This is a genomic window from Acinetobacter faecalis (assembly GCF_034187745.1).
In the GTDB taxonomy this organism is placed as follows: domain Bacteria; phylum Pseudomonadota; class Gammaproteobacteria; order Pseudomonadales; family Moraxellaceae; genus Acinetobacter; species Acinetobacter faecalis.
Genome location: NZ_JAXHPF010000002.1, coordinates 77,908 through 100,948, shown reverse-complemented (window position 1 = coordinate 100,948; position 23,041 = coordinate 77,908). Strand labels below are relative to the sequence as shown.

23 protein-coding genes are annotated in these 23,041 nt (G+C 35.8%); 8 read left to right on the top strand and 15 right to left on the bottom strand.

Features of this window, described 5'->3' with window-relative positions; translation table 11 throughout:
• Positions 1–14: 14 nt before the first annotated feature.
• Positions 15–893, bottom strand: a complete 879-nt coding sequence (locus tag SKM54_RS02390) for an EamA family transporter (RefSeq protein ID WP_321093832.1) — start codon at positions 891–893, stop codon at positions 15–17.
• Between the two features lie 106 nt (positions 894–999).
• Positions 1,000–2,232, bottom strand: coding sequence for a phosphoglycerate dehydrogenase (gene serA / locus SKM54_RS02385; protein WP_321087582.1), 1,233 nt, complete (start codon positions 2,230–2,232; stop codon positions 1,000–1,002).
• 359 nt (positions 2,233–2,591) lie between these two features.
• Between serA and SKM54_RS02380 the strand changes: the two genes are divergently transcribed.
• Both SKM54_RS02380 and SKM54_RS02375 read left to right on the top strand, forming a co-directional pair.
• On the top strand, positions 2,592–4,001 hold the full coding sequence (locus tag SKM54_RS02380; protein ID WP_248101298.1) for an FAD-binding oxidoreductase: 1,410 nt from the start codon (positions 2,592–2,594) through the stop codon (positions 3,999–4,001).
• Positions 4,002–4,107: 106 nt separating this feature from the next.
• A complete protein-coding gene (locus tag SKM54_RS02375; RefSeq protein WP_321093831.1) occupies positions 4,108–4,479 on the top strand; it encodes a hypothetical protein in 372 nt (123 codons plus the stop codon).
• Between the two features lie 42 nt (positions 4,480–4,521).
• On the opposite strand, the gene SKM54_RS02370 is transcribed toward SKM54_RS02375, so the two are convergent.
• Positions 4,522–5,385: a hypothetical protein gene (locus SKM54_RS02370; protein WP_321091281.1), complete on the bottom strand. Its 864-nt coding sequence runs from the start codon at positions 5,383–5,385 to the stop codon at positions 4,522–4,524.
• Between the two features lie 386 nt (positions 5,386–5,771).
• On the opposite strand from SKM54_RS02370, the gene craA reads away from it, so the two are divergent.
• Positions 5,772–7,001, top strand: a complete 1,230-nt coding sequence (gene craA / locus SKM54_RS02365; protein WP_321093828.1) for a chloramphenicol efflux MFS transporter CraA — start codon at positions 5,772–5,774, stop codon at positions 6,999–7,001.
• Between the two features lie 82 nt (positions 7,002–7,083).
• On the opposite strand, the gene SKM54_RS02360 is transcribed toward craA, so the two are convergent.
• The 6 genes from SKM54_RS02360 to SKM54_RS02335 all read right to left on the bottom strand — a co-directional run bounded on the left by SKM54_RS02360 (position 7,084) and on the right by SKM54_RS02335 (position 12,956).
• On the bottom strand, positions 7,084–7,383 hold the full coding sequence (locus tag SKM54_RS02360; protein WP_154771815.1) for a DUF3817 domain-containing protein: 300 nt from the start codon (positions 7,381–7,383) through the stop codon (positions 7,084–7,086).
• A gap of 124 nt (positions 7,384–7,507) precedes the next feature.
• The gene (locus SKM54_RS02355) at positions 7,508–7,993 is read right to left on the bottom strand and encodes a hypothetical protein (RefSeq protein ID WP_248102880.1); all 486 of its coding nucleotides are present in this window, start codon (positions 7,991–7,993) and stop codon (positions 7,508–7,510) included.
• Positions 7,994–8,040: 47 nt separating this feature from the next.
• Positions 8,041–10,191 carry a YccS family putative transporter gene (gene yccS, locus SKM54_RS02350; RefSeq protein WP_321093825.1) on the bottom strand — a complete coding sequence of 717 codons (2,151 nt, stop codon included), beginning with the start codon at positions 10,189–10,191 and terminating at the stop codon, positions 8,041–8,043.
• 184 nt (positions 10,192–10,375) lie between these two features.
• Positions 10,376–10,921 (bottom strand): superoxide dismutase [Cu-Zn] SodC, encoded by a 546-nt coding sequence (gene sodC, locus SKM54_RS02345; RefSeq protein WP_248102887.1) that lies wholly within the window; start codon positions 10,919–10,921, stop codon positions 10,376–10,378.
• 106 nt (positions 10,922–11,027) lie between these two features.
• The gene (locus tag SKM54_RS02340; protein ID WP_407061291.1) at positions 11,028–12,209 is read right to left on the bottom strand and encodes an AI-2E family transporter; all 1,182 of its coding nucleotides are present in this window, start codon (positions 12,207–12,209) and stop codon (positions 11,028–11,030) included.
• A gap of 102 nt (positions 12,210–12,311) precedes the next feature.
• On the bottom strand, positions 12,312–12,956 hold the full coding sequence (locus SKM54_RS02335) for a ParA family protein (RefSeq protein WP_321093819.1): 645 nt from the start codon (positions 12,954–12,956) through the stop codon (positions 12,312–12,314).
• Between the two features lie 133 nt (positions 12,957–13,089).
• On the opposite strand from SKM54_RS02335, the gene SKM54_RS02330 reads away from it, so the two are divergent.
• The gene (locus SKM54_RS02330) at positions 13,090–13,557 is read left to right on the top strand and encodes a Holliday junction resolvase-like protein (RefSeq protein ID WP_321093817.1); all 468 of its coding nucleotides are present in this window, start codon (positions 13,090–13,092) and stop codon (positions 13,555–13,557) included.
• A gap of 189 nt (positions 13,558–13,746) precedes the next feature.
• The gene (locus SKM54_RS02325; RefSeq protein WP_407060864.1) at positions 13,747–14,277 is read left to right on the top strand and encodes a hypothetical protein; all 531 of its coding nucleotides are present in this window, start codon (positions 13,747–13,749) and stop codon (positions 14,275–14,277) included.
• 77 nt (positions 14,278–14,354) lie between these two features.
• On the opposite strand, the gene SKM54_RS02320 is transcribed toward SKM54_RS02325, so the two are convergent.
• A complete protein-coding gene (locus SKM54_RS02320) occupies positions 14,355–14,687 on the bottom strand; it encodes a HopJ type III effector protein (protein WP_321093816.1) in 333 nt (110 codons plus the stop codon).
• 158 nt (positions 14,688–14,845) lie between these two features.
• On the opposite strand from SKM54_RS02320, the gene crcB reads away from it, so the two are divergent.
• A complete protein-coding gene (gene crcB / locus SKM54_RS02315) occupies positions 14,846–15,226 on the top strand; it encodes a fluoride efflux transporter CrcB (RefSeq protein ID WP_248102902.1) in 381 nt (126 codons plus the stop codon).
• A gap of 114 nt (positions 15,227–15,340) precedes the next feature.
• Here the strand turns inward: crcB and SKM54_RS02310 are convergent, their stop codons facing one another.
• The 4 genes from SKM54_RS02310 to SKM54_RS02295 form a co-directional block, all read right to left on the bottom strand.
• Positions 15,341–15,589 (bottom strand): type B 50S ribosomal protein L31, encoded by a 249-nt coding sequence (locus SKM54_RS02310; protein ID WP_321093813.1) that lies wholly within the window; start codon positions 15,587–15,589, stop codon positions 15,341–15,343.
• Positions 15,590–15,690: 101 nt separating this feature from the next.
• Complete coding sequence (locus tag SKM54_RS02305; protein WP_321093811.1) at positions 15,691–16,989, bottom strand: ABC1 kinase family protein; 1,299 nt, start codon at positions 16,987–16,989, stop codon at positions 15,691–15,693.
• Positions 16,990–17,155: 166 nt separating this feature from the next.
• Entirely contained in the window at positions 17,156–18,457 is a 1,302-nt protein-coding gene (locus tag SKM54_RS02300; RefSeq protein WP_321094116.1) for an MATE family efflux transporter, read from the bottom strand.
• Positions 18,458–18,544: 87 nt separating this feature from the next.
• Complete coding sequence (locus SKM54_RS02295) at positions 18,545–19,006, bottom strand: DMT family transporter (RefSeq protein WP_321093809.1); 462 nt, start codon at positions 19,004–19,006, stop codon at positions 18,545–18,547.
• Positions 19,007–19,124: 118 nt separating this feature from the next.
• On the opposite strand from SKM54_RS02295, the gene hemW reads away from it, so the two are divergent.
• On the top strand, positions 19,125–20,279 hold the full coding sequence (gene hemW, locus SKM54_RS02290; protein ID WP_321093807.1) for a radical SAM family heme chaperone HemW: 1,155 nt from the start codon (positions 19,125–19,127) through the stop codon (positions 20,277–20,279).
• A gap of 118 nt (positions 20,280–20,397) precedes the next feature.
• Positions 20,398–21,135, top strand: a complete 738-nt coding sequence (locus tag SKM54_RS02285; RefSeq protein ID WP_321088908.1) for a DUF4184 family protein — start codon at positions 20,398–20,400, stop codon at positions 21,133–21,135.
• A gap of 42 nt (positions 21,136–21,177) precedes the next feature.
• Here the strand turns inward: SKM54_RS02285 and SKM54_RS02280 are convergent, their stop codons facing one another.
• On the bottom strand, positions 21,178–23,001 hold the full coding sequence (locus SKM54_RS02280) for an acyl-CoA dehydrogenase C-terminal domain-containing protein (protein WP_248102917.1): 1,824 nt from the start codon (positions 22,999–23,001) through the stop codon (positions 21,178–21,180).
• Positions 23,002–23,041: the final 40 nt, after the last annotated feature.

Genomic DNA, 23,041 nt, shown 5'->3' with positions numbered 1-23,041 from the left:
AAAATATTTTAAATTCAAATTCCAGATTTTTTCTTAGCTTGTTGTGTGGTGTAAGTACAACCAATAGATGCGGTAATAATGGTGGCTAAAGCGAGCCATTGATTCCAAGCAAGTTGCTCACCTAAAAAAATAAATCCTGAAAATGCAGCAATAGCCGGCTCAACACTCATTAAAGTACCAAAGCTTAATGCTGTTAAATTTCGCAGAGCAATCATTTCTAAAGTAAAAGGCAAGGCACTTGCAAGTGCTGCTAGCGCAATAAAATACATTAAATTTGAAGGTTGAAAAACGTTGCTCGACATACCAGAAATAAGTGCAATTGGCATTAAACACAGCATGCCAATAAACATGCCTAAGCAAACCGTGTGATTACCTGAAACGCCTGAAGGCTTTTGACCTGCAACAATATAAAGTGCCCAACAGGCACCTGCACCCAATGCAAATGCAATTCCAATTAAATCTAAACTTTGTGAAGCTTGCTGAAAAGGGAAAAGTAAAATTAAGCCAATAATGGCAAGTCCAACCCAAATAAAATCGAACTTTTGTCTTGCATAATAAAGCGCAACACTTAAAGGCCCAATAAATTCAAAAGAAACCGCAATGCCTAAAGGCAGTCTTTGAATAGATAAGTAGAACAGGGCATTCATACCTGCAAGTGCAATGCCATAGCTAATAATGGCAGACCATTTCACTTGTTTGAAATTGATTTTCCATGCCTGAAAAATAATTGCCAAAATAAGTGCGCCAAGCATTAAACGCATAGCCGAAATGGTCAAAACAGGAAATTGTGTAAAAAGTGATTTTGCGAGTGCACCACTACTTTGCATACTCACCATAGCAATAAGTAATAAGAACAAAGATTGAATATGTGGTGCATTTTTTAAATTGGGCATGAACTAAATTCGTTTTATTTTCATAGGTAGCGGAAAATGAAAAACATAAAATAAGGCAATAAAAAAACCACAGCACGAATGCTGTGGTTTTTAATATAAACGAATATTAGAACAATACACGTACGCGAATTGTACCTTCAACTTCGTGAAGCGTATCTAGTGCTTCTTGAGATGCAGTTGCATCTACATCCATCACTAAGTAACCAACGTCACCTTTAGTCATTAAAGATTGACCAGAGATGTTGATGCCGTGTTCAGCAAACAAGTTGTTTATTTTAGAAAGAACGCCAGGAATGTTTTTATGAATGTGAAGTAAACGATGTTTACCTTCAGTCAATGGAAGCGCGATTTCTGGGAAGTTCACAGCAGATAAAGTCATACCTTTATCTGAGTAAGCAACAAATTTCTCGCCAACTTCTAAACCAATGTTTGCTTGCGCTTCGATAGTAGAACCACCAACATGCGGAGTCAAAATTACGTTTGGAATGTTACGAAGTGGAGAAACGAATTCTTCACCATTTGCTTTAGGCTCTTTCGGGAATACGTCAACCGCAGCACCTGCAATATGACCCGATTTAAGCGCATCAGCCAAGTCTTCAATTACAACACATGTACCACGTGCAGCATTGATGAAAATTGCACCTTCTTTCATTTGTGCAAATTTTTCTTTTGTCATGAAGTTACGTGTAGACGGAACATCAGGAACATGAAGTGATACAACATCAGCATTTGCTAATAGCTCATCTAGGCTACCAACTTGACGTGCATTACCTAAAGGTAATTTAGTCACTGTGTCGAAGTAGATCACTTTCATACCCAAGCTTTCTGCAAGTACAGAAAGTTGAGAACCGATAGAGCCGTAACCAACGATACCTAATGTCTTACCACGTGTTTCAAACGAACCTACAGCAGATTTGTTCCAACCGCCTGCATGTGTATCTGTAGATTTTTCAGGTACACGACGAAGAAGGAGAATCGCTTCAGCAAGAACAAGTTCAGCAACTGAACGAGTGTTTGAATACGGTGCGTTAAATACAGGAATACCACGACGCATTGCTGCATCTAAGTTCACTTGGTTCGTACCAATACAGAAACAACCAACAGCAATAAGCTTGTTCGCAGCTTCGAATACTTCTTCAGTAAGTTGAGTACGAGAACGAATACCAATGAAGTGAGCATCTTTTATCGCTTCTTTCAGCGCTTCACCTTCAAGCGCAGTTTTACGATAATCGATATTGGTGTATCCAGCAGCATTTAAAGTGTCGACTGCGTTTTGGTGAACGCCTTCTAACAACAAGAAACGAATTTTATCTTTAGGCAAAGAAAGATGTTGGCTCATTACGGCTCCGCTACAAAGGCCAAATTTAGTGGCGATATAATAGCATAGGAAATAAGCCTATATACATTTCCTTTATGGCTTTGAAGATAGGTATTTTTCTAAAATATGTGACAAGGTTTGTCGAAATTGGTCTAATTAACTGTGTAATTTCAAAGGTGACATTCTAAAAATACGATTTTCTGTGGGATTTAATAAAAATGGCTTATAATACTGCCTCGTGAAATTACCACGCATATTCAGTGTTGGTTTTATATTCATGAGTGGTCTAAGAAACGTGCATTTGAACATGAAAAATATTGTTTAAAAACAGCACTCTTAAGCCCTAACTACTTGTTTACTTCTTGCAAGGTCTGAAAACGATGAACGCTCCAGTCGCTTTAACCCCAGAGTTATTGACCCAATTAACTGCAATTGTTGGTGAAAACCGTATTAAAACAGATGCGGATAGCCTCCAAAATTGGGGACGTGACCATACTAAGCACTTCGATCCAAATCCATCGGTTATCGTTTTTCCATCCACCACTGAACAAGTTCAAGAAATTGTAAAACTTGCGAACCAATTTAATGTTGCGGTTACACCAAGCGGTGGTCGTACTGGTTTATCTGCGGGTGCTGTAGCTGCTAACGGTGAAATTGTTGTTAGCATGGACAAAATGAACCAAATTCTTGAATTTTTCCCAGCAGACCGTATGGTTCGTGTTCAAGCAGGTGTGGTGACTGAACAACTTCAAAACTACGCAGAAGAACAGGGCATGTACTACCCAGTAGATTTTGCATCTGCGGGTTCATCGCAAATTGGCGGTAACATTGGTACAAATGCTGGCGGTATTAAAGTAATTAAATACGGCATGACACGTAACTGGGTTTTAGGTTTAACCGTTGTTACGGGTAAAGGCGACATCCTTCGTTTAAACAAAGGCATGATTAAAAATGCAACTGGTTATGCGCTTCAACACTTATTTATTGGTGGTGAAGGAACTTTAGGCTTAGTAACAGAAGCTGAAATTAAACTTGAACGTCAACCACACGATTTACAAGTGATGGTATTGGGCGTTCCAGATTTTGACGCAATTATGCCTGTACTTCATGCATTCCAAAAGAAAATTGATTTAACTGCATTTGAGTTCTTTGGTGAACTTGCAATGCAAAAAGTACTTGATCATGGTCATGTTCAACGTCCATTTGAAACAGAATGTCCATTTTATGTATTGCTAGAATTTGAAGCGCCGTACGAACCAATTATGGATGCTTCAATGGAAATTTTTGAGCATTGTATGGAAGAAGGTTGGGTACTTGATGGTGTGATGAGCCAAAGCTTAGATCAAGTAGAAAGCTTATGGCGTTTACGTGAAGATATTTCCGAATCTATTTCACCATTTACACCATACAAAAATGATATTTCTGTGTTAATTACGCACGTTCCTGCATTTATTAAAGAAATTGATGCAATTGTGTCTGAAAACTACCCAGACTTTGAAATTTGCTGGTTTGGTCATATTGGTGACGGTAACTTGCACTTAAATATTTTAAAACCTGAAAATTTAAGCAAAGACGAATTCTTTGCAAAATGTCAGGTGGTAAATAAATACGTGTTTGATACTGTGAAAAAATATGATGGTTCGATTTCTGCGGAACACGGTGTTGGTATGACGAAAAAGCCATACTTGGAATACACACGTACAGCAGAAGAAATTGAATACATGAAAGCGTTGAAACAAGTTTTTGACCCGAACGGTATTATGAACCCAGGTAAGTTATTCGATCTTTAATAGGTTTGAATTTCGGAATTTATACTTAGTTACAGAGTAACTATCGTGTAATGTTAAAAGGCATAGCATTATAAGTGTTATGCCTTTTTTATTTTTAATAGTGAAGATGATGAAAAAATTATTAGTGGCGACTACGTGTTTGGGGCTTTTGGCAGGTTGTGCAACAACGAAAGATTTGGTTTCTAAAGTGGGGACTTCGCATACACCGCTTGAGCAAGTTTTAAAAGCTCACCCAGATTTAAAAACTGAGCTAAATACGGTTGAAATTCGTCAGGTATTTAACCGTGTGGAATCGCCAAATGTGGCACAAGTGATGGTGTTGCAAGCAGGTTTAATGGATGATTCTGTGAGTGCGATTCGTACGACTTATAGTTTTAAATTACAGGATAAAGACTGGAAAGTTGTAAATAAGAAAGAAGAGTTTAAGTGTGCACGTGGTAAAAATACCAAGACTTTCCAAACTGCACTTTGTTCTTAATGTTTAATAAAAAGCACATCTTAAGATGTGCTTTTTATTTATTTAAAAGGGAAGATCAGACGAGTTTTCTATTTGATTCTCTATGAAGAATTCAATTTCTGCTAAAGATGCAATCTTATCTTCTACTGATAAAGTTTGATCCCATTTGATATTAAAAGACTCTCTTGAAAAAGATATTTGATCAATAACATGATGATACATTTGGTAAGTACTTTGAGAAATATTTGTTAACTCATTAAAAGATAAATTTGATTTTATTTTAATGACAGAATAATTATTTGAATTCGATAATTTTTTAAATTGTAGAATATTATTCTCATCCAGATTAGCATTTATTTTACTTACTTTATTTAAGAGTTGTTCTAGTGCTTCAGGGGCACCGATAGTTTGATTGTCGATAGTGGCAACTTTAAAATTCCCAAAGTGACTTAAAAATGGTTGAGGATTTTCGGATATAGACTTTTCGTAAGTGGCTTTGATCTTTTTGGTAAGGCTGTTAATAAAAGACTCAATTGTTTGATAGCGAAGATCTTTTCTGTAACCAATATGTTCTATATTAGAAGTGTCAAAAGAATAACCAGTTATATCATCTTTAATAATGACGACAGGTTTATTGAAGGCTAAACGCATTCCAAGTTCAAACATAACATTAGCATTTTTGTTACTAACATCGCATACAATTATTGGATCATTGTAAATATTTTCAATAATTGATTTTTGAATTAATGTTGCATCATCAGATTCGCTTACAATGCGAGGGATAAAGCCAGCTTTTTCGATTGCACGATTTATAATAGAGCGTATATCTATCCAATGACTTTCAGGGTACTCTGATCCCATTGAGGCGATTGGCATAATAATTCCACATGTTAGTTTTTCATTTTCTGTAGTAATTTTTTGATCCATGAGCTTGATATCATTAATATGTTTTTAAAAGTATTATTGTTTATAAGTGGCTGAATTTCAAATTTATATTTATTTTAATTTTTGTTGAGTAAATTTGTTAAATTATTCTGTTGAACTTCCAAAACTACAACAAACGGTATAAAGACAACAAAATTTCGCTCTGCTACAATACACCTGCTCATCCCAAGGTGTATTGGCATGAGCAAACAATCTCACAGCAAAAACCAACGAAATAAACATCTCGTGAATACGATGTTAATCTAAGCCTAAAAATAGGCAACAACCCAAAACTTAAAACCAATATACAGTGTTTGTCATTGGGCGGAAGCTTATCTCCCTGAAAATAGATGTGGTCCAGACAAGCCAATAACCACACGTAGAAATAAATGCAAAATATACAAACCGTAAAACTAAACCGTGCCACGTTTATGTTTCCTTTGGCATTGGTGCTTTTTGAATTTTCAGTCTATATCGGCAACGACTTAGTCCAACCTGCCATGCTTGCCATTACCAAAGACTTTGGCGTAAGCAGTGCGTGGGCACCATCTTCAATGTCATTTTACCTATTGGGTGGGGCATTTGTTGCATGGCTACTCGGGCCACTTTCAGACCGTTTAGGACGCAAAAAAGTATTGCTTGGTGGTGTACTATTTTTTGCACTTACATGCTTACTTATTTTACTTACAACAAATATTGAAAGCTTTTTAGCACTGCGCTTTTTACAAGGCTTTGGCTTATCGGTCATTACTGCAGTGGGCTATGCAGCTATACAAGAAACTTTCGATGAACGAGATGCCATAAAAGTCATGGCACTTATGGCAAACGTATCTTTACTTGCGCCACTATTAGGTCCTGTACTTGGCGCATTTATGATTGATCATGTGTCTTGGCATTGGGGCTTTATTGGTATTGCAGCCATCACAATTGTAAGTTGGTTTGGCTTAAAAGCCAAAATGCCAGATGTAAAAGTCAGCAGAACGAAAAAGCCATTCAGCTATATTGTAGATGACTTTAAACAAGTCTTTAAAAATAAACGCTTTCTTGCACTCACATTGGCTTTACCACTTGTGAGTATGCCACTGATGTTATGGATTGCACTTTCACCTGTAATGCTTGTGGAATACATGGGCTTAAGCAGTATGCAATACGGACTTGCACAATTTCCTGTATTGGGCGGTTTAATTGCAGGGAACTTAGTTCTACTTAAAATTATAGATAAATTTGCCTTAGGTAAAACTGTGCTTATGGGCTTACCGTTAATGCTTGCGGGCGCAATAATTTTAGTGCTTGGTGCAATTTGGCAAGAATACTTTATCCATAGCTTAATTTTAGGTATGACGCTTATTAGCTTTGGTGAAGGTATTAGTTTTTCAGTACTTTACCGTTTTGCATTAATGTCATCTGAAGTGTCTAAAGGGACGGTGGCTGCTGCTGTATCTGTATTAATGATGCTGAGTTTCTTTATATTCTTAGAGCTTGGACGTGTATTGTACGAAAGCTTCCATATTTGGGCGTACAGCTTAATCTGTTTAGCATTCATTGCTTTTTGGTTTACGTTGCCACGAACTCATTTGAAAAAAGTGATGCAAGATCGTGTTGAAAATGGACAGTTTTAAGTTGTTCAATTTAAGCGATTCAACTTATAAATTTTAGAATAAAAAAACCTCCAAATTTGGAGGTTTTTTTTAAGCTTTTATATTAAGCCTGACTTTCTGGTTGCTCTAGTTTTTTCAATTTTTTATCGAAAACAAAAGGACCAAAAGGCAAAATAGATGCAACTAAGCCTAAAATGAACATTTTAATAGACCATTTTTGCTTTTCACACACAATGAATAACACGGCAAGAAAAGCAACAAAGAGTACGCCGTGCCCCATACCAACGTATTTTACAAGAATTGGATTACCCAACATATATTTCACTGGCATAGCAATGAAAAGAAGAAGCAAGAAGGAAATACCTTCCAATAAACCCACAAAACGTAAAGTTTTAATATTCATGGTCACTATTAAGTCAATGAGAATGAACTTGGAGTGTATAGTAGAAAGATGAAATGTTGAACGATAAATACAAGAAAATCTTGAAATACTTAAAGGGAAATATCATTCCCTTTAATTTGAAATTCTATTGTTCAAATCTAGCTCTTTTTTCTACTTCATCATGATCAAATTGAAAATTACAACCAATAGCAATATCGTCTAAACCAATCATAATTATTTTTTTGTGTACAGTGATTTTGTATTTAGTTTCTTTTTGAGAATTTATAAGTTTTTCACCTACAAAGAATTGTGTGCTTTCAAGTTTTGGGTCGTTAGAAATATTCAACAATTGAGATAATGGCTGTGTTTCTTCTTTAGGGAAATATGCGACTATGCCACCGCCAAGGATACCTATTTTTTGAGTTGATTTATTAAATATTTCTATTGGTTTTATATGCTCATAAGTGTAAATAGTAATGCTGTCAGGATCAGATGTATCTGTCCACCCTAATTTTTTTAAAATTGTTTTATGATTATCCCAAACTTCTTCATAAGTATCATAATCTGATTTACATTCAATAATTTTTTGAAGTTCATTTTCTGTAACTGCAAAAGTTTGTTGGCTAAACATGAGCGATTTAAGACAGAATATAAATATTAAAACAGGTGAAATTCGCATTATTTAATCTCTAGTTTGAGTAACTTATTTTTCAATTTTAGTAATTCGGGTAAAGTTTCGAGCAACAAGCTTATTTGTTTTAAAACCAACAGTAAATCATCAGATAAATCTGCTTGGCTATTGAGTTGTGAAATTTCATTTAATTTAAGCTGAATATTCTGTTCAGGAATATCTTGCTGATTTAGTAAAACAGCTTCTAGCGTATTTTGTGTCCACTGCATTAAATTTAGAATCTGTTCATCTTTAACATATTCTCTATGACTACCTAAAGCAGACACATAACTCAGTTGGCTGTGGCTATAAACCAAATAGCGAAATGCATGATGAATAAGTTCAGGGTTAGGATTGGGTTCTGTACTCAAACTTGAAATCATGGTGGAAAGTTCAGTTTGTGCATTATGTGCAGAACGCCGTGCTTTTCGATATTCAATACTATTATTTTTTCCAAAGCGATATTGTTCTACCACAGCATTTAAATAATCCAAAGTGGCTTTGCTACTTTTTTTAATGGTGTTGGAAATATTGCGAAAATCCCAATCTGGCCAAATTGTACTTACTGCAAACCACGCAATAAAACAGCCAATAAGCGTGTCTATAATACGCGGTAAAATAATGGCGTAACCTGCACCTTTTAAGTTGAAAATAAGTAAAACCATTAAGGTTGCCATAAGTGTTGCCATGGCATATTTCTTGGCACTTAAATAGAAAAAGCACACACCAAAAATAATAGTTAAAAGTAATTGTCCTTCAATACTAGGTACAAAATACAAAATTGGAATGCCAATAATAACGCCTAAAAGCGTGCCCAAAGTTCGCATTTTTAAGCGACTTTTGGTGGCAAAGTAACGCATTTGGCAAACAAATAAACTGGTTAATAAAATCCAATATCCATTTTTTGCAAAAGGTAAAAGTGAAATGGAATATCCCACAGCAAAAACAAAGGCAATGCGTACAGCGTGACGAAATAGTGCAGATTGAGGCGTTAAATGTTGTTTTAGTTTGAGCCATAAATCTTGTAGGTCATGTATATCATCATCTAGTAAATTTAAATTATCTACATGTTGTTGATAGCGAGTTTCTTGTTGCGCTTGTAAATTTTTAAGCCCTGTAAAACGCTCTAAAAAGTTTTCTAAATTGGTTTGTATGAGCTGTAAATTTTTAACATCTATATTTTGTGGATTGTTTTGAATCCAATCTTGCATAGAACTTTTTAAATAGTACAGGGCTTGTATACGCTCGAAGCTTGGCTCATAGGTTGTATTGTGCAAAATACATTGTGCAAGTTCTTGGCAACTAATGGCATGCAAACGAATATTTTTTTGAATACGGAAAATTAAATCTGTACGGCTAAAATTCTTGTGAATATGTTCATAATGCAAATAATTCGAGCTTGCTTGTTCATGAATATCTTGCGCTAAGAAATATAAATTGAGCCAATAAATTGTATTGTGATTTGCGCGAGAAGCTTTTAAACGAGTAAGTAACGATGCTTTTGTTTTATTCAGCGCTTGTACAACTTCACTATTTTTAAGTGAAAGTTCATACAGTAATTGCTCAACATTTTTCGTATTGTCTGGATCAAAAAGTTTAGCTTTTGCAAAAAGTAATTCAGCTATTTTTTCGAAGTTTTGGCTTAAATTATCTTGTACGGCAAGCGTCGGTTTTATGAGATAAAACGCAATAGCGGTAAGCCCATACCATAAAACACCCAATACAAAACAGATCGGCTGAAAATACCATTCTGAATATTCACCCAAGCCAAACATGGTGTAAATAGACAGCAAAATAGTACCAAAAGTGATGGCAGCATAACGCTGTCCTAAAGCACTTAATAAAATAAGAACAGCGCTAGAAAGTGATAAAAATAAAATGAAAAAGAATTTATAAGGATGCAAAAAATCTAAAATACTACTTACGCTAAAAAATAGAACACAGACATAAAGTAAATTACGTAAGCGAATACTTAAACGATCATCGAAGTCTGTAAGTGCAGTTGCAATCGCGCCAAGGGTAATAGGAACAATAAATTCCTGATAACCCAAGTAAAAAAGACCAAGCGTTGTACCACTTAAAACAATACAAATTTGTAGGCAATACACCAAAATTGCATTCGATTTAAATGATTGAAACCACAGACTAAAGCTATTCACGTTTGTGTTATTTGAGCTGTTTTTTAGAGTGAATTTTACACTGAACTTTTTTGAGTGAGCTGTCAATTTAAAATAGGTTAAATAAGTAGAGGGGGATTGAAATGTAAAAAGGGAAAAGTAGCTTAAACATTCCACTTTTCCCATCAATATTATAATGTGTATAAGTTAAATTTTATCCACAGTTTTATTGTATAACGCCACAAGCAATACGATCACCTCCACCACCTAATGGTTTAGGATCGTCAGAATAATTATCACTACCTGCATGAATCATTACGGCTAAACCTTGAATATCCTGAAGTTTTAAACGAGGCGCAAGAAGTGATACTTTTGCAGTTCCGTCATTTTCTACATTTAATAATGGTAAATCACCCATATGCCCTGTAAGTGGATTGCCGTGATTTCCTACTTTAAGCGGATTGTAATGACCACCTGCGCTAAGTGCCGCACCAAGCTTTCCATCTTTTTCAGCAGGTTCACATGAGCCATTTTCATGAATATGGAAACCGTGTGGACCAGATGGAAGGTTGTTTAAATTAGTTTTAATGACTAAGCCAGCAGCACTATCTTGTAATTCAATAGAACCGATTTTGGCATCAATGCCATTTGCAGAGACCGCATTTATGGTAACTGTTTTTTTATTTTCAATTTGAGATGGCGTAGAAACACAGCCTGTAAATAAAAATGAGCCTGTCAAAGCCAGTAGGCTCAGTTTAAACATAGATGACATGCACTCTATTCCTTTGATGATTTTGATGATATCGTTTTTTTATTCAAACAAAGGAATAGGGAGAATTTGTGGATATTTAAGTGCTTTAATGTATAACACTTTTCACTTATTTTTTTGGTGTATCGATATGATCTTGAGTAGAGTTTTGCAACTCATCTTCTAAGTCATAAACCAAAGTGCCTTTAGGCATAAGAATAGGTTCAGGCTGAGCTTCGTGTAACCATTCACGCCAAATTGCTAACAACACCGCAAGTATTACAGGGCCAATAAATAAGCCAACCATGCCAAAACTTGCTAAACCACCTAATACACCAAACATAATGAGTAAGAATGGAATTTGAGTTGCACCTGAAATAACTAAAGGACGAATCACATTATCTGCTGTACTAACCACACAAACACCCCATGCCATTACACCAATTGCTTCAATAGTTTGCCCTTGCGAGAACAACCATAAAGAAACAGATGTGTAGGCAATAGGAGGGCCAAAAGGAATAAGTGCAAATAAGAAAGTCACAATGGTAAGTACCATTGGGTTAGGCACGCCTGCAACAAAGTAGCTTATACCTGCTAAAAGTGCTTGGGCAACAGCAGTTAAACCAACACCATAAACAACAGCACGAGTTGTATCTGAAATTGTAGAAATATAGTGATGAATTTGCGGGCCAACGACTTTTTCAAATGCTTTACGCACTTGGTTTAAAATGGTTTGACCATCTCTATAGAAGAAAAATAAAGACATTACAGCAAAACAAAGTTTGAAAACATTTTTACTGACTTCATTCAGTACAGCTTTACCATAATTTAAATGACCCTGAATCCAAGCTGAAATATTTTGAATAATGCTATTCGGGTCTTGATTAATGTCATTAAGCGTACGAGAAATTTCTTTGCCAACGACAGGAAGTTCACGAATAAAATCTGGCACATTTAAATGCCCAGAAAATACTTGCTTTTGAAGAGAGAAATAGAGGTTTCGACCTTCATGTTGTAAGAGGAATATTGCACAAATAACAGGAACACCAATAACGAGAACCACCAAAAGAATCATGATGGTTGCACTTAAAGTTGGTCTTTTTTTACCACAAAAATTAAGAATTCTTTGATAGAGAGGCCATGTCATATAAGCAATAATTGCCGCCCAAAGAACAGGCACAATGAAGTATTTTAGAACATCAAAGCCTAAATAAAGCAGAATGAAAAAAAGACCAAATAACAAAAACTTTTGTATTGTTGGTGCGTATTTTTGTACTGAATTCACTGAGTTATTCCTTAATTCATAAGCCATATTAACTCAAAAAAAATCATCCGCAAATGAATGCTTAGTAAGTAATGGTGAATAACTTTTTATATGTATGTTTGGTTTAACTCAAGTGATTTCTACTTCAGTTTAAAACCACTCGCTTGGGTCTTCAATAATGGCGTGTAGCACAGGTTGCCATTGCTTTTGAATTTCGACAAAGTTCTTTTGGGTTTTATCAAAAATACTTAAACCCTGCATAGCAAGTTGACCGTATGCGCTACGTTCTGAAATCCAAGCAACAGGTGCTTGTTCTACTTTGGCAAAAAAATCCTGCATCTCTTTAGAATTAATGCCATTCGGTTTTACACGGTTTGCAAGCAATAGAATTTGAACTTTTCCTTTTCTAATGCGCTTAATATCTTGCAAATGCTTTAAGAAACGACGTGTACTGTCTATATCAAAGAAAGAGGGTTGTAAGGGCGTAATAATAGCATGTGCTTCACTTACAAGTTGTTCAGCGTGTTCGCCAGAAAGCGCACCCGGTGCATCAATAATTAAATATTCGATATTTTTAGGTGCATCACCAATTGATTTTTCATGTCGCCAATCTAGGCTTGCAATAGGCGCAGCAGTTTGAGGGCGTTGCTTCAGCCATTGCATTGAGGATTTTTGATTGTCCGCATCGGCAAGTGCAACACGATAACCCTTTTGTGCTAAAGCAGATGCTAAACTAATCGCTGTAAGTGTTTTCCCACAGCCGCCTTTTTGATTTGCAACAAGTATCGTTTTCATAACCCAACTAATAAAGAAAGATATAATTCTGCTCGCAGCTAGCATATCATTGTTTTTTGACTGAAATATGACACAACACAAAAGTCGTATGCTGTGTTACTTATTTGTTTATTAAAAAATTTAGGAAGGTACGATGTCCATCTGGATGGCAATGTTGATTGGTGTGTGTATTGGTATTGTGCTAACAACACTTATTTTAAGTGGTTCACGCAATGGACGTATTAAGGCTGAATATGAACAATATATTGCCGAGCTAGAATTGGAACATCAGCAAGCATTAATTCATGCTCAAAAACGCAGTGTAAATACAAGTCGTGCAGTTTTAAAAGGCAAGATGGCAGAGCAACTTGCACCTATTATGCCAGAGTTTCAATACTTACCAAGCGATGCAAAATTTCTAGGCGATCCTGTAGATTATGTTGTTTTTGATGGATATACAGATTTTCGAGATGGTGATGGCTCTGCCGAAGATATAGAAGTTGTGCTTATTGATATTAAAAGTGGCGGTGCAAGATTAACCAAAGGTCAGCAGGCAATTGAACAAGCTATTAAAAATGGACGTGTGCGCTTTGAAACTATTCGCATAGATTTTCAAGATTAAATTCATCATTAAAAATAGACTAAAAAGATTCTGATTGTTACGAAAAATATAAAATTTCTTCTTAATGTAGGTTTAAGATGAAAATGCTATAAATTTAAAGACAATAAAATGAACACGTTTAAGAAGTTCATATTGTGTTGTAAAAATGCAAACGGTGAGGTGTTTATAATGAAACGTTTATTGTTGAGTATGTTGCTTGTAGGCTCAATGCTACAAATGACAACCCATGCATCTACGGCATATAACATCGCCAAAGGTTTAGAACCTGTAGAAAGTACGCAATCGATTGCACCACTTAAAGATTTTAAAGGTGACTTTCGCATTTTAGGTTCAAAAATTTATACAGACGATGAACAAGCAAAGTTTTCACCTATTGATTATGCTGTAAGTTGGGGATTATTTGCTCAGCCTGAAATTGCGAGCCAAATTTACGTAAGGCAATACGACCGCTTTTTAAATTGGAAAATGGATAAAATTCCAGTTCCTAAAGAGTTAGCAGTACAAATGGTGTCGAATATGCACATTATTCCTGCGAACCCCGAAATTGCTAAAGAAATTAAGCAAGTTAAACGTGGCGATTTAGTGCGTTTAAAAGGTGAATTGGTTGAAATTAAAGATAAAGATTTGGTATGGACATCATCTTTAAGTCCTACAGATACAGGTGATGGTGCATGTGAAGTTTTCCGTGTAAGTTCAATTCAGTGGATTGAAAAAGCTTAATCATCAATATTAATAAGTTTGTTTTAAAACAAAAAAAACCGCTTATTTTTAAGCGGTTTTTATTATTTAATTTTCAATTATTTTGCTATTAAAGCTGTACCATCAAAAGAAATACCATCCCAACCATGAATCATAAATTGACGAATGTTTTGATGATCTGTTGCTTCAGGTGTTGCAAGTACAGAAGCATAATGTTCTGCAAACAAACTTAAGGTTTGTTCTTGGTTTAAACTGTTTATCTGAGCAAAAGAAAATACTTTAGCGCTACCTTGGTTTTCTGTAGCCGCATTGGCTTGAGCACCATTTTTAAACGCAGTTGGTGTATGCGTATAACGTGCTTCAATAAATGCAATTACATCAGAAAATTTTGCGGTACTTGCATTAAGTTGCGCCAATAATTCTTGTGCCATTTTTCTCTTTATCCTTTAAAAACATTTTGAAACTGTGCCGACTATAGCAATTTTTTCACTAAATTTAATCATTCAAATTTAGTTTTAATGTTATAAATAAATTCAAATAATAAGTCATTGTACGTAGCATTTAACATGCAACATAAACTGGATTTTTCATGAATTGGTTGTTGGTCGCGCTTGGTGGTGCTATTGGTGCAACTCTTCGTTATGGCGCAGGTGTATGGTTTGCAAAACCTATGGGGCTATTTCCATGGACAACGTGGTCAGTCAATTTGATTGGTTGTTTTCTTGCGGGTGTATTTTTTGCATTTAGTCAGAAGTTTTTAATTTTACAAAATGAAGCACGCTTACTTTTAATGGTGGGCATTTTAGGTGGATTCACCACATTCTCAAGTTTTGGTTTAGAAACCTTTCAGCTGATTAAACAAGGGCAATTTCCACTTGCTTTGGCCTATGCGTTAAGTAGCTTAATTTTGGGTGTGATTGTACTTGCGATAGGTTTCTATATATTTCAATTTATTCTAGAAAGTAAATAATAAGACTATAAAGATCAATCAATAAATAAAAAAAGCCTAAGTACTGGAGTATTACTTAGGCTGGGGAATGGAAGTACTTTATCTTTGTTTTCTTAAAATTATCTGAACAGCTTGTTAGCGTTTGAAACGAGCAAAACGTTTATTGAAGCTTGCAACACGTCCTTCATTTGAAGTTTGACGTTGTTCACCTGTATAAAATGGGTGAGATGCACTTGAAATATCTAAAGTGACATAAGGATAGGTTTTACCTTCATGCTCTTTTGTTTGAGATGTTTGCAAAGTACTGCCAATTACAAAAAATGCATTTGCATTTGTATCGTGAAAAAGAACTTCTCTATATTCAGGATGGATATTGGGACGCATAAATTCTCTGCCATTACTTTATAATTGAAATGTTATAATATAACATTTTGTGCGGCAAATAAATATGCGTTGCAAATTGTAAAGATATTTATATCTTTAAATTAACGGCGTGGAGGCACTAGCTCATCAAACACGTCAGTTAAATTATCATTCACTTTTAAGTGAATAAGATTCCAATACTGACCTGAAATGGTACGGTTCACCATTAAAGTATCTGGAGACGGTTTAAATACATCCCAATATTTTAAAGAACGTTTTACTAATTCCACACCATCATGATGCGCAGAATTTTCCGCAAAATCATATTGTGTTGTCAGTGGGCGCATTAATACTTCAAGCCATTCTTGGTATAAATCTTCTGGGAATTTCCCAAGTTCGGTTAAAGAATGAAGATCATCTAACCTTTGTTCTATTTCATTAAGATTACTTTCACGTGCAGCATTAACCAATTCTTTAAAGTGACCAATGACCTCTGTAGAAAGTGTTTTTACACCGCCGTAGTCATAAACAATAACCGAACCATCTTCTCTAAATGCGAAGTTGCCCGGGTGAGGATCGCAGTGGAAACGTTTTAAATAGAAAATTTCTTGTCCAATGGCTTTGAATAAGCGGCGTCCTAATTCATTGCGCGTTTCTTGTGACCAAGTACTTGCAGTTTCAATATTTTCACCTTGTTCTAAACTTAAGGTGAGAATATGACGAGATGAAAAGTCTTTGAATACACGTGGAATAATAATTTTACTGTCTAAAGACTCATGGAAAGTTCGAGCAACTTCTAAGTTTTGTGCTTCAATTTGATAGTTCAGTTCGTTATCTAAACTTTCTTGAATTTCTTTGAATAATTGATCTTGAAGTTTACGGTCAATTTTTAAAACACCCATTAAGCGAAGTGCCAAGCGAACTTGTTTTAAGTCACTTTCACAGGCTTCATCTACACCTGGATATTGTACTTTTACAACAACTTGCTCGCCATTTGGCAAAGTGGCTTTATGAACTTGTCCAATTGATGCCGCGGCAAAAGGTGTTTCATCGAAGCTTTTAAAAATTTGATCTAGCGGCTTTCCAAGCTCTTTTTCTATTTGCGCTTTAATTTCGGCAAAAGGCATAGCTGGTGCTTGTCTTTGTAATTTTGAAATAGCACGTGCAACTTCGGGTGGGAAAATATCTTTATATTGAGATGCAATTTGACCAACTTTCATGACCGCACCTTTCATTTCCCCTAAAGTGTCGGCAATTTGAATTCCAATTTCTTGGAACATTTGGCTTCTAGATGCATTCTTTTGATCTTCATCTGCGGTGAGATTTTTAATCGAGTTGGATACAGTTTTAGTCGCAATACTTGCAGTCATACTTGCAAGCTTCATAAAGCGACGACCGGGCGTGCTAGCCGATTTAGCCATTCGATTTTCCTTCAGATCATTTTTATATGATGACTTTGATAATAAGTGTAGAACAGCAAATTGCCTACTGTATTTTGTTAAGATGATGGAGAATTTATGAATCTTTTAGTAGAAGAATAAAATAAAGCCGAAACAATGTTCGGCTTTAATTGAAGCATTATTAAATTTAAGAAAACTTTTGAGCAAGTCGTTTATTGTTGAAATACAACCTACTTAACAATAAAACACAGGCAACGCTTAATCCAACAATAAGACCAATCCATACACCTGCTGCACCCATTTCAGTGAAGCGTGCTAAGTAAATACCTACAGGGAATGCAATAACCCAATAGGCAAGCATGGTAATCCACATAGGACCTTTGGTATCTTGCATGCCACGCAAACAGCCTGCGGCACTCACTTGCCAAGAATCCATTAGTTGGTAAGCAATCGCAAATAGCACAAGAAAAACAGCAATATGCGTTACGTCATAATCACTTGTGTAAAATGACACAATCTCAGAACGGAAAAACCAAAGTAAGATCATAGAAACAAGCGCAAGTACGGTGCCTGTTGCTAACCCTAATAATTGAACTCTACGCATTGCGAGTAGATTTTTTTCACCATAATAGGTGCCAATACGAATGGTCAGCGCAATCGCCAGTGACATTGGAATCATAAATAATTGTGAAGTAATAGAAATAGCAATTTGATGTGCTGCAACGGTTACTTCACCCAATGGACTGAGCACAATTGCGGCAGTACTAAAAATACTTACTTCAAAGAAAATAGCTAAACCAATAGGAAAGCCGAGTGCCATAATGCGTTTAACCCAATACCAATCTATTTTTTCGAAGAAGGTAAAAGGTTGAGAATTTTGGTAAGCCTGTGCTTTGAAAATATAAAGTGCTAATGCAAAGAACATTAACCATTGCAAAATAGATGTAGCAAACCCACAACCTGCTGAACCTAAAGCAGGAATAGGTCCTAAGCCATACATAAATATAAGGTTTAACGGAATAAGTACAACAAGCGCAACTAAGCTAATTACGGTTACAGGGCGAGGATGACCTAAAGCCTCTGAATAACCCCGTAAAGCTGCATACATCGTTACCGCAGGCATTCCTAAACCAATGGCATGTAAGAACAAACTTGCTTTAGGTAATAATGCTTCAGGCACGCCAAATAAAGGAAGTAAAAAAGGCATAGTCTGTAAAATTAAGCCTGCAATAATTCCTAATACGAGCGCTACCCATAAAGATTGACGGGCAATCGTAGCAATTTTTTCAGGCGTACGTGCACCTTGAGCTTCAGCAACTAGAGGCGTGGTTGCAATCATAATGCCGCTAAAAAGTAGCATGATTGGAATCCATAAACCTACACCAACAGCAATAGCAGCCAAATCATTTGCAGAAAGATGTCCTGCCATAATGGTATCAATTAGACCAAAACCTGCTTGGGCAAATTGAGTGATCAAAATGGGGATCATTAATTTAAATAGTTGTTTTAACTCGTAACCTGTACTTATAACTTTAGACACTAAAAAACTCTTAAATTGGTGCTTAGTACTTAAAAATTAGCGTTGTAAAGTGAGAAGCACACCAATGAAAATCACTACGCCACCTAAAAAGCGTTGCCAGTTAATTGGTGTTTTTTCGACACCGAATAAACCAAATTGATCAAAAATCATAGATGTTAAGATTTGACCAAAAATAATTAAGCCTGAAAGTGTAAGCAAACCCAATTTAGGCGCGGCAAAAAGGCTCATGCTAATTGCATAAACACCTAAACATCCACCAATCCATAAATACCAAGGCATAGCGATAATATCGCCAAAATTTGGTTTCGCTGAATTTTGAACAAACACTAAAAAGCAAAGCAGTATTGTACCAATCAAAAATGAGAAAAGGGCAGCTTGTAAAGGAGATTGTACATAATCGCGAAGTTGAGTGTTAATTGCAGTTTGAAAGGTCAAAGCAATGCCAATACCCATTGCAAGCGGCAGTAACCACATAAGCTGACTTGATATTTTTATCATTTTGATCTGTCTATTTTTTGTGTAATTTTCATCAGTTTAAAGTAAATACCAATATATTTCATGAGCAATAGAATCTCTCATGTTAAAATTTGCAAAGTTTTATTCTTGAGTGATCTCCTTGTCTGAGTTAAATCCTGCAAATGTGCCGTTGTCTCTATATATTCATATGCCTTGGTGTGTGCGCAAATGCCCATACTGCGACTTTAACTCGCATGCGGTGCCCGATGGAAAATTGTCTTTAGATTTAGAACAAGAATATCTACAAGCGTTGGTTGAAGATTTTAAAACTCAAATAGACTTTGCCCAAGGACGTACAATTCATAGCGTATTTATTGGTGGAGGCACGCCATCGCTCATTTCTGCAAAGGGTTATGAATGGTTATTTACAGAGTTAAAAGCATTACTTCCTTTTGAATATGGTTGTGAAATTACTTTAGAAGCAAACCCTGGAACAGTTGAGCATGATCCTTTTGCAGGTTATTTAAAAGCAGGAATTAACCGACTTTCGATTGGCGTGCAAAGTTTTAATACCGATCATTTGCAAAAATTAGGTCGTATTCACTCAAATGATGATGCAATTTCTGCAATTAAAAATGCCAAAGAAGCAGGTTTTGAGCGGGTAAATGTAGACTTAATGCATGGCTTACCTGAACAAACCTTAGAACAAGCATTGTTAGATTTGCAGCTTGCGGTTGAAAGTGGTGCTACGCATGTGTCTTGGTATCAACTGACGATTGAACCGAATACAGTTTTTTTTAGAACACAGCCCATTTTACCTGTAGATGATGTTTTGGAAGGTATTCAAGAACGGGGTGAGACGTATTTAAAAGCACAAGGTTTTGTTAATTATGAAGTTTCGGCTTGGCGCAAAGAAAAGCCTTCTGCACATAATTTAAATTACTGGAAGTTTGGCGATTATTTAGCAATTGGTGCGGGTGCACACGGTAAAGTCACGCAAAAAGATGGTGTGTATCGTTTTCAAAAAACACGCTTGCCGAAAGATTATTTAGCTAAAGTTCCTGCAGAAAATTTGCAATATAAGCGAATTGAAAAAGAAGACATGCCTTTTGAATTTATGATGAATGCACTTCGGTTGAATCATGGGGTGGATGCCAAGCTTTATGCTGAGCGTACAGGCTACAGTTTGGATGATTTGTCTGAATTATTAGCATCATTACGTAAACGTAAATTAATGGTAGCTGACGAAAACCGAATCTCGTGTACTGAACAAGGTCATGTGTTTTTAAATTCGGTGTTGGAAGAGTTTTTGTGAAAAATAGGATGCCTGATTAATATTTAAGAAATAAATGTCATATTGTGAAGTAGAAGATCATTACTTAGAATGATCTTTTTAAAGTTCGCACAATGTTTACGAATAAGAAATAGAATTTATGCCATTCACTTTTTCACATACGGCTGCGACCTTTATATTTAGTCCTTGGCTAAAGCAAAAGAAATTGTCGTTAACAGGTATTCTTTTAGGCTGTATCGCACCTGATTTTGAGTATTTTCTGAGAATGAAAATGCAAGGAGATATAGGACATAACTTGGCTGGTATTTTTTTATTAGACTTACCTGTAGCACTTATTGTAGCTTTTATTTTTCATTTTCTTATTCGTGACGAATTAATCAATAACTCTCCTCTTTTTTTTAAGAGAAAGTTTGTTAAATTCAAAAATATAAAATGGTTTTCTTATTTTAAGAGCAATATTTTTACTGTGGTTATTTCTATTTTGTTAGGTATTTCTACACATATTTTATGGGACTCATTTACACATAAAACTGGATATTTTGTAGTTCATTTCTCTTTCTTACAAAGAGAGTTATTACTCTATGAGTTAGGGATTCCAATTTATAAAATATTACAGCATTCAAGTGCATTGTTGGGATTGTTAGCTGTGATTTTTTATCTTCTTAGGATGCCTTCTTCTGCACAAGTGAAAAGAAAAACCATCCGAAAATATTGGGGATGTGTGTTTCTACTTTTGATAATATTTATGAGTATCTGGGCTTTTTTCAATCCGAGTTTAATAAATCATATTGTTCATATTATTGTCGCTTTAATTGCATGTACTTTTTGGAGTCTCGCCTTTGCTTCAACGATGTTTAAGTTTTATAAAAGAATATAAATAAAAAAGACCGCCTAAGCGGTCTTTTTATTTACGTCAAAATTAGTAATCGAAACTAAAGTGTTCAGGTGCAAGAGAAGTCAGTGTTTTTGATGGATTAATCATAGATTCTGCATGACCTTGCGTACGTGGTAATAAACGTTCGAAGTAGAAATCTGCAACTTTAATTTTTGCTTTATAGAATTCAGGAACTTCTGCACCATTGCCATCTGCAAGTTTTTCAGAAGCTGCTGCAGCCTGTTGAGCCCAGAAATAAGCCATCATCACATAGCCAGAGAACATTAAGAAATCTACAGAAGCCGAAGATACAGCATCACGATCTTTACGTGCAGCAAGCATCAAACGAACAGTTAAAGCATTCCATTGAGCGCAAAGTTTTGTTAAATCCCATGCAAAACGACGCATGTATTTGTTTGTTGCATGTTGACCACAGAATTTTAAAATTTCTGCTGTGTAATCACGAATTACTTTACCTTTAGAAGAGAGTAAAACTTTACGACCAATTAAGTCTAAAGCTTGAATACCTGTTGTCCCTTCATAAAGCGTAGAAATTCGAGAATCACGAACAATTTGTTCCATACCCCATTCTTTAATATAACCATGACCGCCATAAACTTGCATGCCGTGGTTCGCAGCTTCAAAACCTAATTCAGTTAAGAAACCTTTTAAAATTGGTGTATAGAAACCTAAATGCTCATCATGTTCTTTAAATGCAGCTTCATCGCCACGAAGTAAAGCATCGTTCATTTTATCTGCAAGCTGTGCAGCATAATAAATCATTGAACGACCGCCTTCGGCAATGGCTTTTTGAGTAAGCAACATACGACGAACATCTGCATGATGAATAATTGCATCTGCTACTTTTTCAGGATCTTTTTTACCTGAAAGTGCGCGCATAGACATACGATCTTTTGCATAAGGTAAAGCACCTTGGAATGCAAGTTCTGCATGTGCAACACCTTGAATAGCTGTACCAATACGTGCTGTGTTCATGAATGTGAACATTGCATGTAAACCTTTATTAGGCTCGCCAATTAAGTAACCTGTTGCGCCATCAAAGTTAAGAACAGCGGTTGCAGAAGCACGAATCCCCATTTTGTGTTCTAAAGAACCACAAGTCACAGGATTGCGTTCGCCAATGCCACCATCTGTACTTGGTAAGAATTTAGGTACAATAAATAATGAAATACCTTTCGTGCCAGCAGGCGCATCAGGAAGACGCGCAAGAACAATATGAATAATGTTTTCTGTTAGGTCGTGTTCGCCGGCAGAAATAAAAATTTTTGTACCTGAAATGGCATAAGTACCATCTGCATTAGCTTCAGCTTTAGTTTTAACTTGTCCTAAATCTGTACCGCAATGAGGCTCTGTTAAGCACATTGTGCCCGCCCAAGTACCTGCAACTAAATGTGGTAAATAGGTATTTTTTTGCTCATCTGTACCAAACTGCATAATGGTGTTGATGCAGCCAACACTTAAACCTGGATACATTTGGAACGACCAGTTTGCCGTACCCATCATTTCAGATTTAATTAAATTTAAAGATTGCGGTAAGTTTTGACCACCGAATTCTTCAGGGTAAGATAAACCTTGCCATCCACCTTGTACAAATTGGTCATATGCTTCTTTAAAGCCTTTGGGTGTTTTTACTTCACCATTTTCAAAGTGGCAACCTTCTTCATCGCCAGATTGATTTAAAGGAGATAGAACGTTTTCGCAGAAATCTGCTGCGCCTTCCAAAATCATATTTACAGTTTCGGAATCTGCATATTCACCGTTGGAAAGTGTTTTGTAATGTGACGAAAAGTCAAAAACTTCATTCATTAAAAAGCGAATGTCGTGTAAAGGTGCTTTATACGCTGGCATATGTTTAATCCTAATATATAAATTGTTTTGGATTATCTAA

Coding starts and splice junctions, on each gene's coding strand:
- SKM54_RS02390 (WP_321093832.1), bottom strand. CDS start 893: ATGCCCAATTTAAAAAATGCACCACATATTCAATCTTTGTTCTTATTA.
- serA (WP_321087582.1), bottom strand. CDS start 2,232: ATGAGCCAACATCTTTCTTTGCCTAAAGATAAAATTCGTTTCTTGTTG.
- SKM54_RS02380 (WP_248101298.1), top strand. CDS start 2,592: ATGAACGCTCCAGTCGCTTTAACCCCAGAGTTATTGACCCAATTAACT.
- SKM54_RS02375 (WP_321093831.1), top strand. CDS start 4,108: ATGATGAAAAAATTATTAGTGGCGACTACGTGTTTGGGGCTTTTGGCA.
- SKM54_RS02370 (WP_321091281.1), bottom strand. CDS start 5,385: ATGGATCAAAAAATTACTACAGAAAATGAAAAACTAACATGTGGAATT.
- craA (WP_321093828.1), top strand. CDS start 5,772: ATGCAAAATATACAAACCGTAAAACTAAACCGTGCCACGTTTATGTTT.
- SKM54_RS02360 (WP_154771815.1), bottom strand. CDS start 7,383: ATGAATATTAAAACTTTACGTTTTGTGGGTTTATTGGAAGGTATTTCC.
- SKM54_RS02355 (WP_248102880.1), bottom strand. CDS start 7,993: ATGTTTAGCCAACAAACTTTTGCAGTTACAGAAAATGAACTTCAAAAA.
- sodC (WP_248102887.1), bottom strand. CDS start 10,921: ATGTCATCTATGTTTAAACTGAGCCTACTGGCTTTGACAGGCTCATTT.
- SKM54_RS02340 (WP_407061291.1), bottom strand. CDS start 12,209: ATGGCTTATGAATTAAGGAATAACTCAGTGAATTCAGTACAAAAATAC.
- SKM54_RS02335 (WP_321093819.1), bottom strand. CDS start 12,956: ATGAAAACGATACTTGTTGCAAATCAAAAAGGCGGCTGTGGGAAAACA.
- SKM54_RS02330 (WP_321093817.1), top strand. CDS start 13,090: ATGTCCATCTGGATGGCAATGTTGATTGGTGTGTGTATTGGTATTGTG.
- SKM54_RS02325 (WP_407060864.1), top strand. CDS start 13,747: ATGTTGCTTGTAGGCTCAATGCTACAAATGACAACCCATGCATCTACG.
- SKM54_RS02320 (WP_321093816.1), bottom strand. CDS start 14,687: ATGGCACAAGAATTATTGGCGCAACTTAATGCAAGTACCGCAAAATTT.
- crcB (WP_248102902.1), top strand. CDS start 14,846: ATGAATTGGTTGTTGGTCGCGCTTGGTGGTGCTATTGGTGCAACTCTT.
- SKM54_RS02310 (WP_321093813.1), bottom strand. CDS start 15,589: ATGCGTCCCAATATCCATCCTGAATATAGAGAAGTTCTTTTTCACGAT.
- SKM54_RS02305 (WP_321093811.1), bottom strand. CDS start 16,989: ATGGCTAAATCGGCTAGCACGCCCGGTCGTCGCTTTATGAAGCTTGCA.
- SKM54_RS02300 (WP_321094116.1), bottom strand. CDS start 18,457: ATGATCCCCATTTTGATCACTCAATTTGCCCAAGCAGGTTTTGGTCTA.
- SKM54_RS02295 (WP_321093809.1), bottom strand. CDS start 19,006: ATGATAAAAATATCAAGTCAGCTTATGTGGTTACTGCCGCTTGCAATG.
- SKM54_RS02285 (WP_321088908.1), top strand. CDS start 20,398: ATGCCATTCACTTTTTCACATACGGCTGCGACCTTTATATTTAGTCCT.
- SKM54_RS02280 (WP_248102917.1), bottom strand. CDS start 23,001: ATGCCAGCGTATAAAGCACCTTTACACGACATTCGCTTTTTAATGAAT.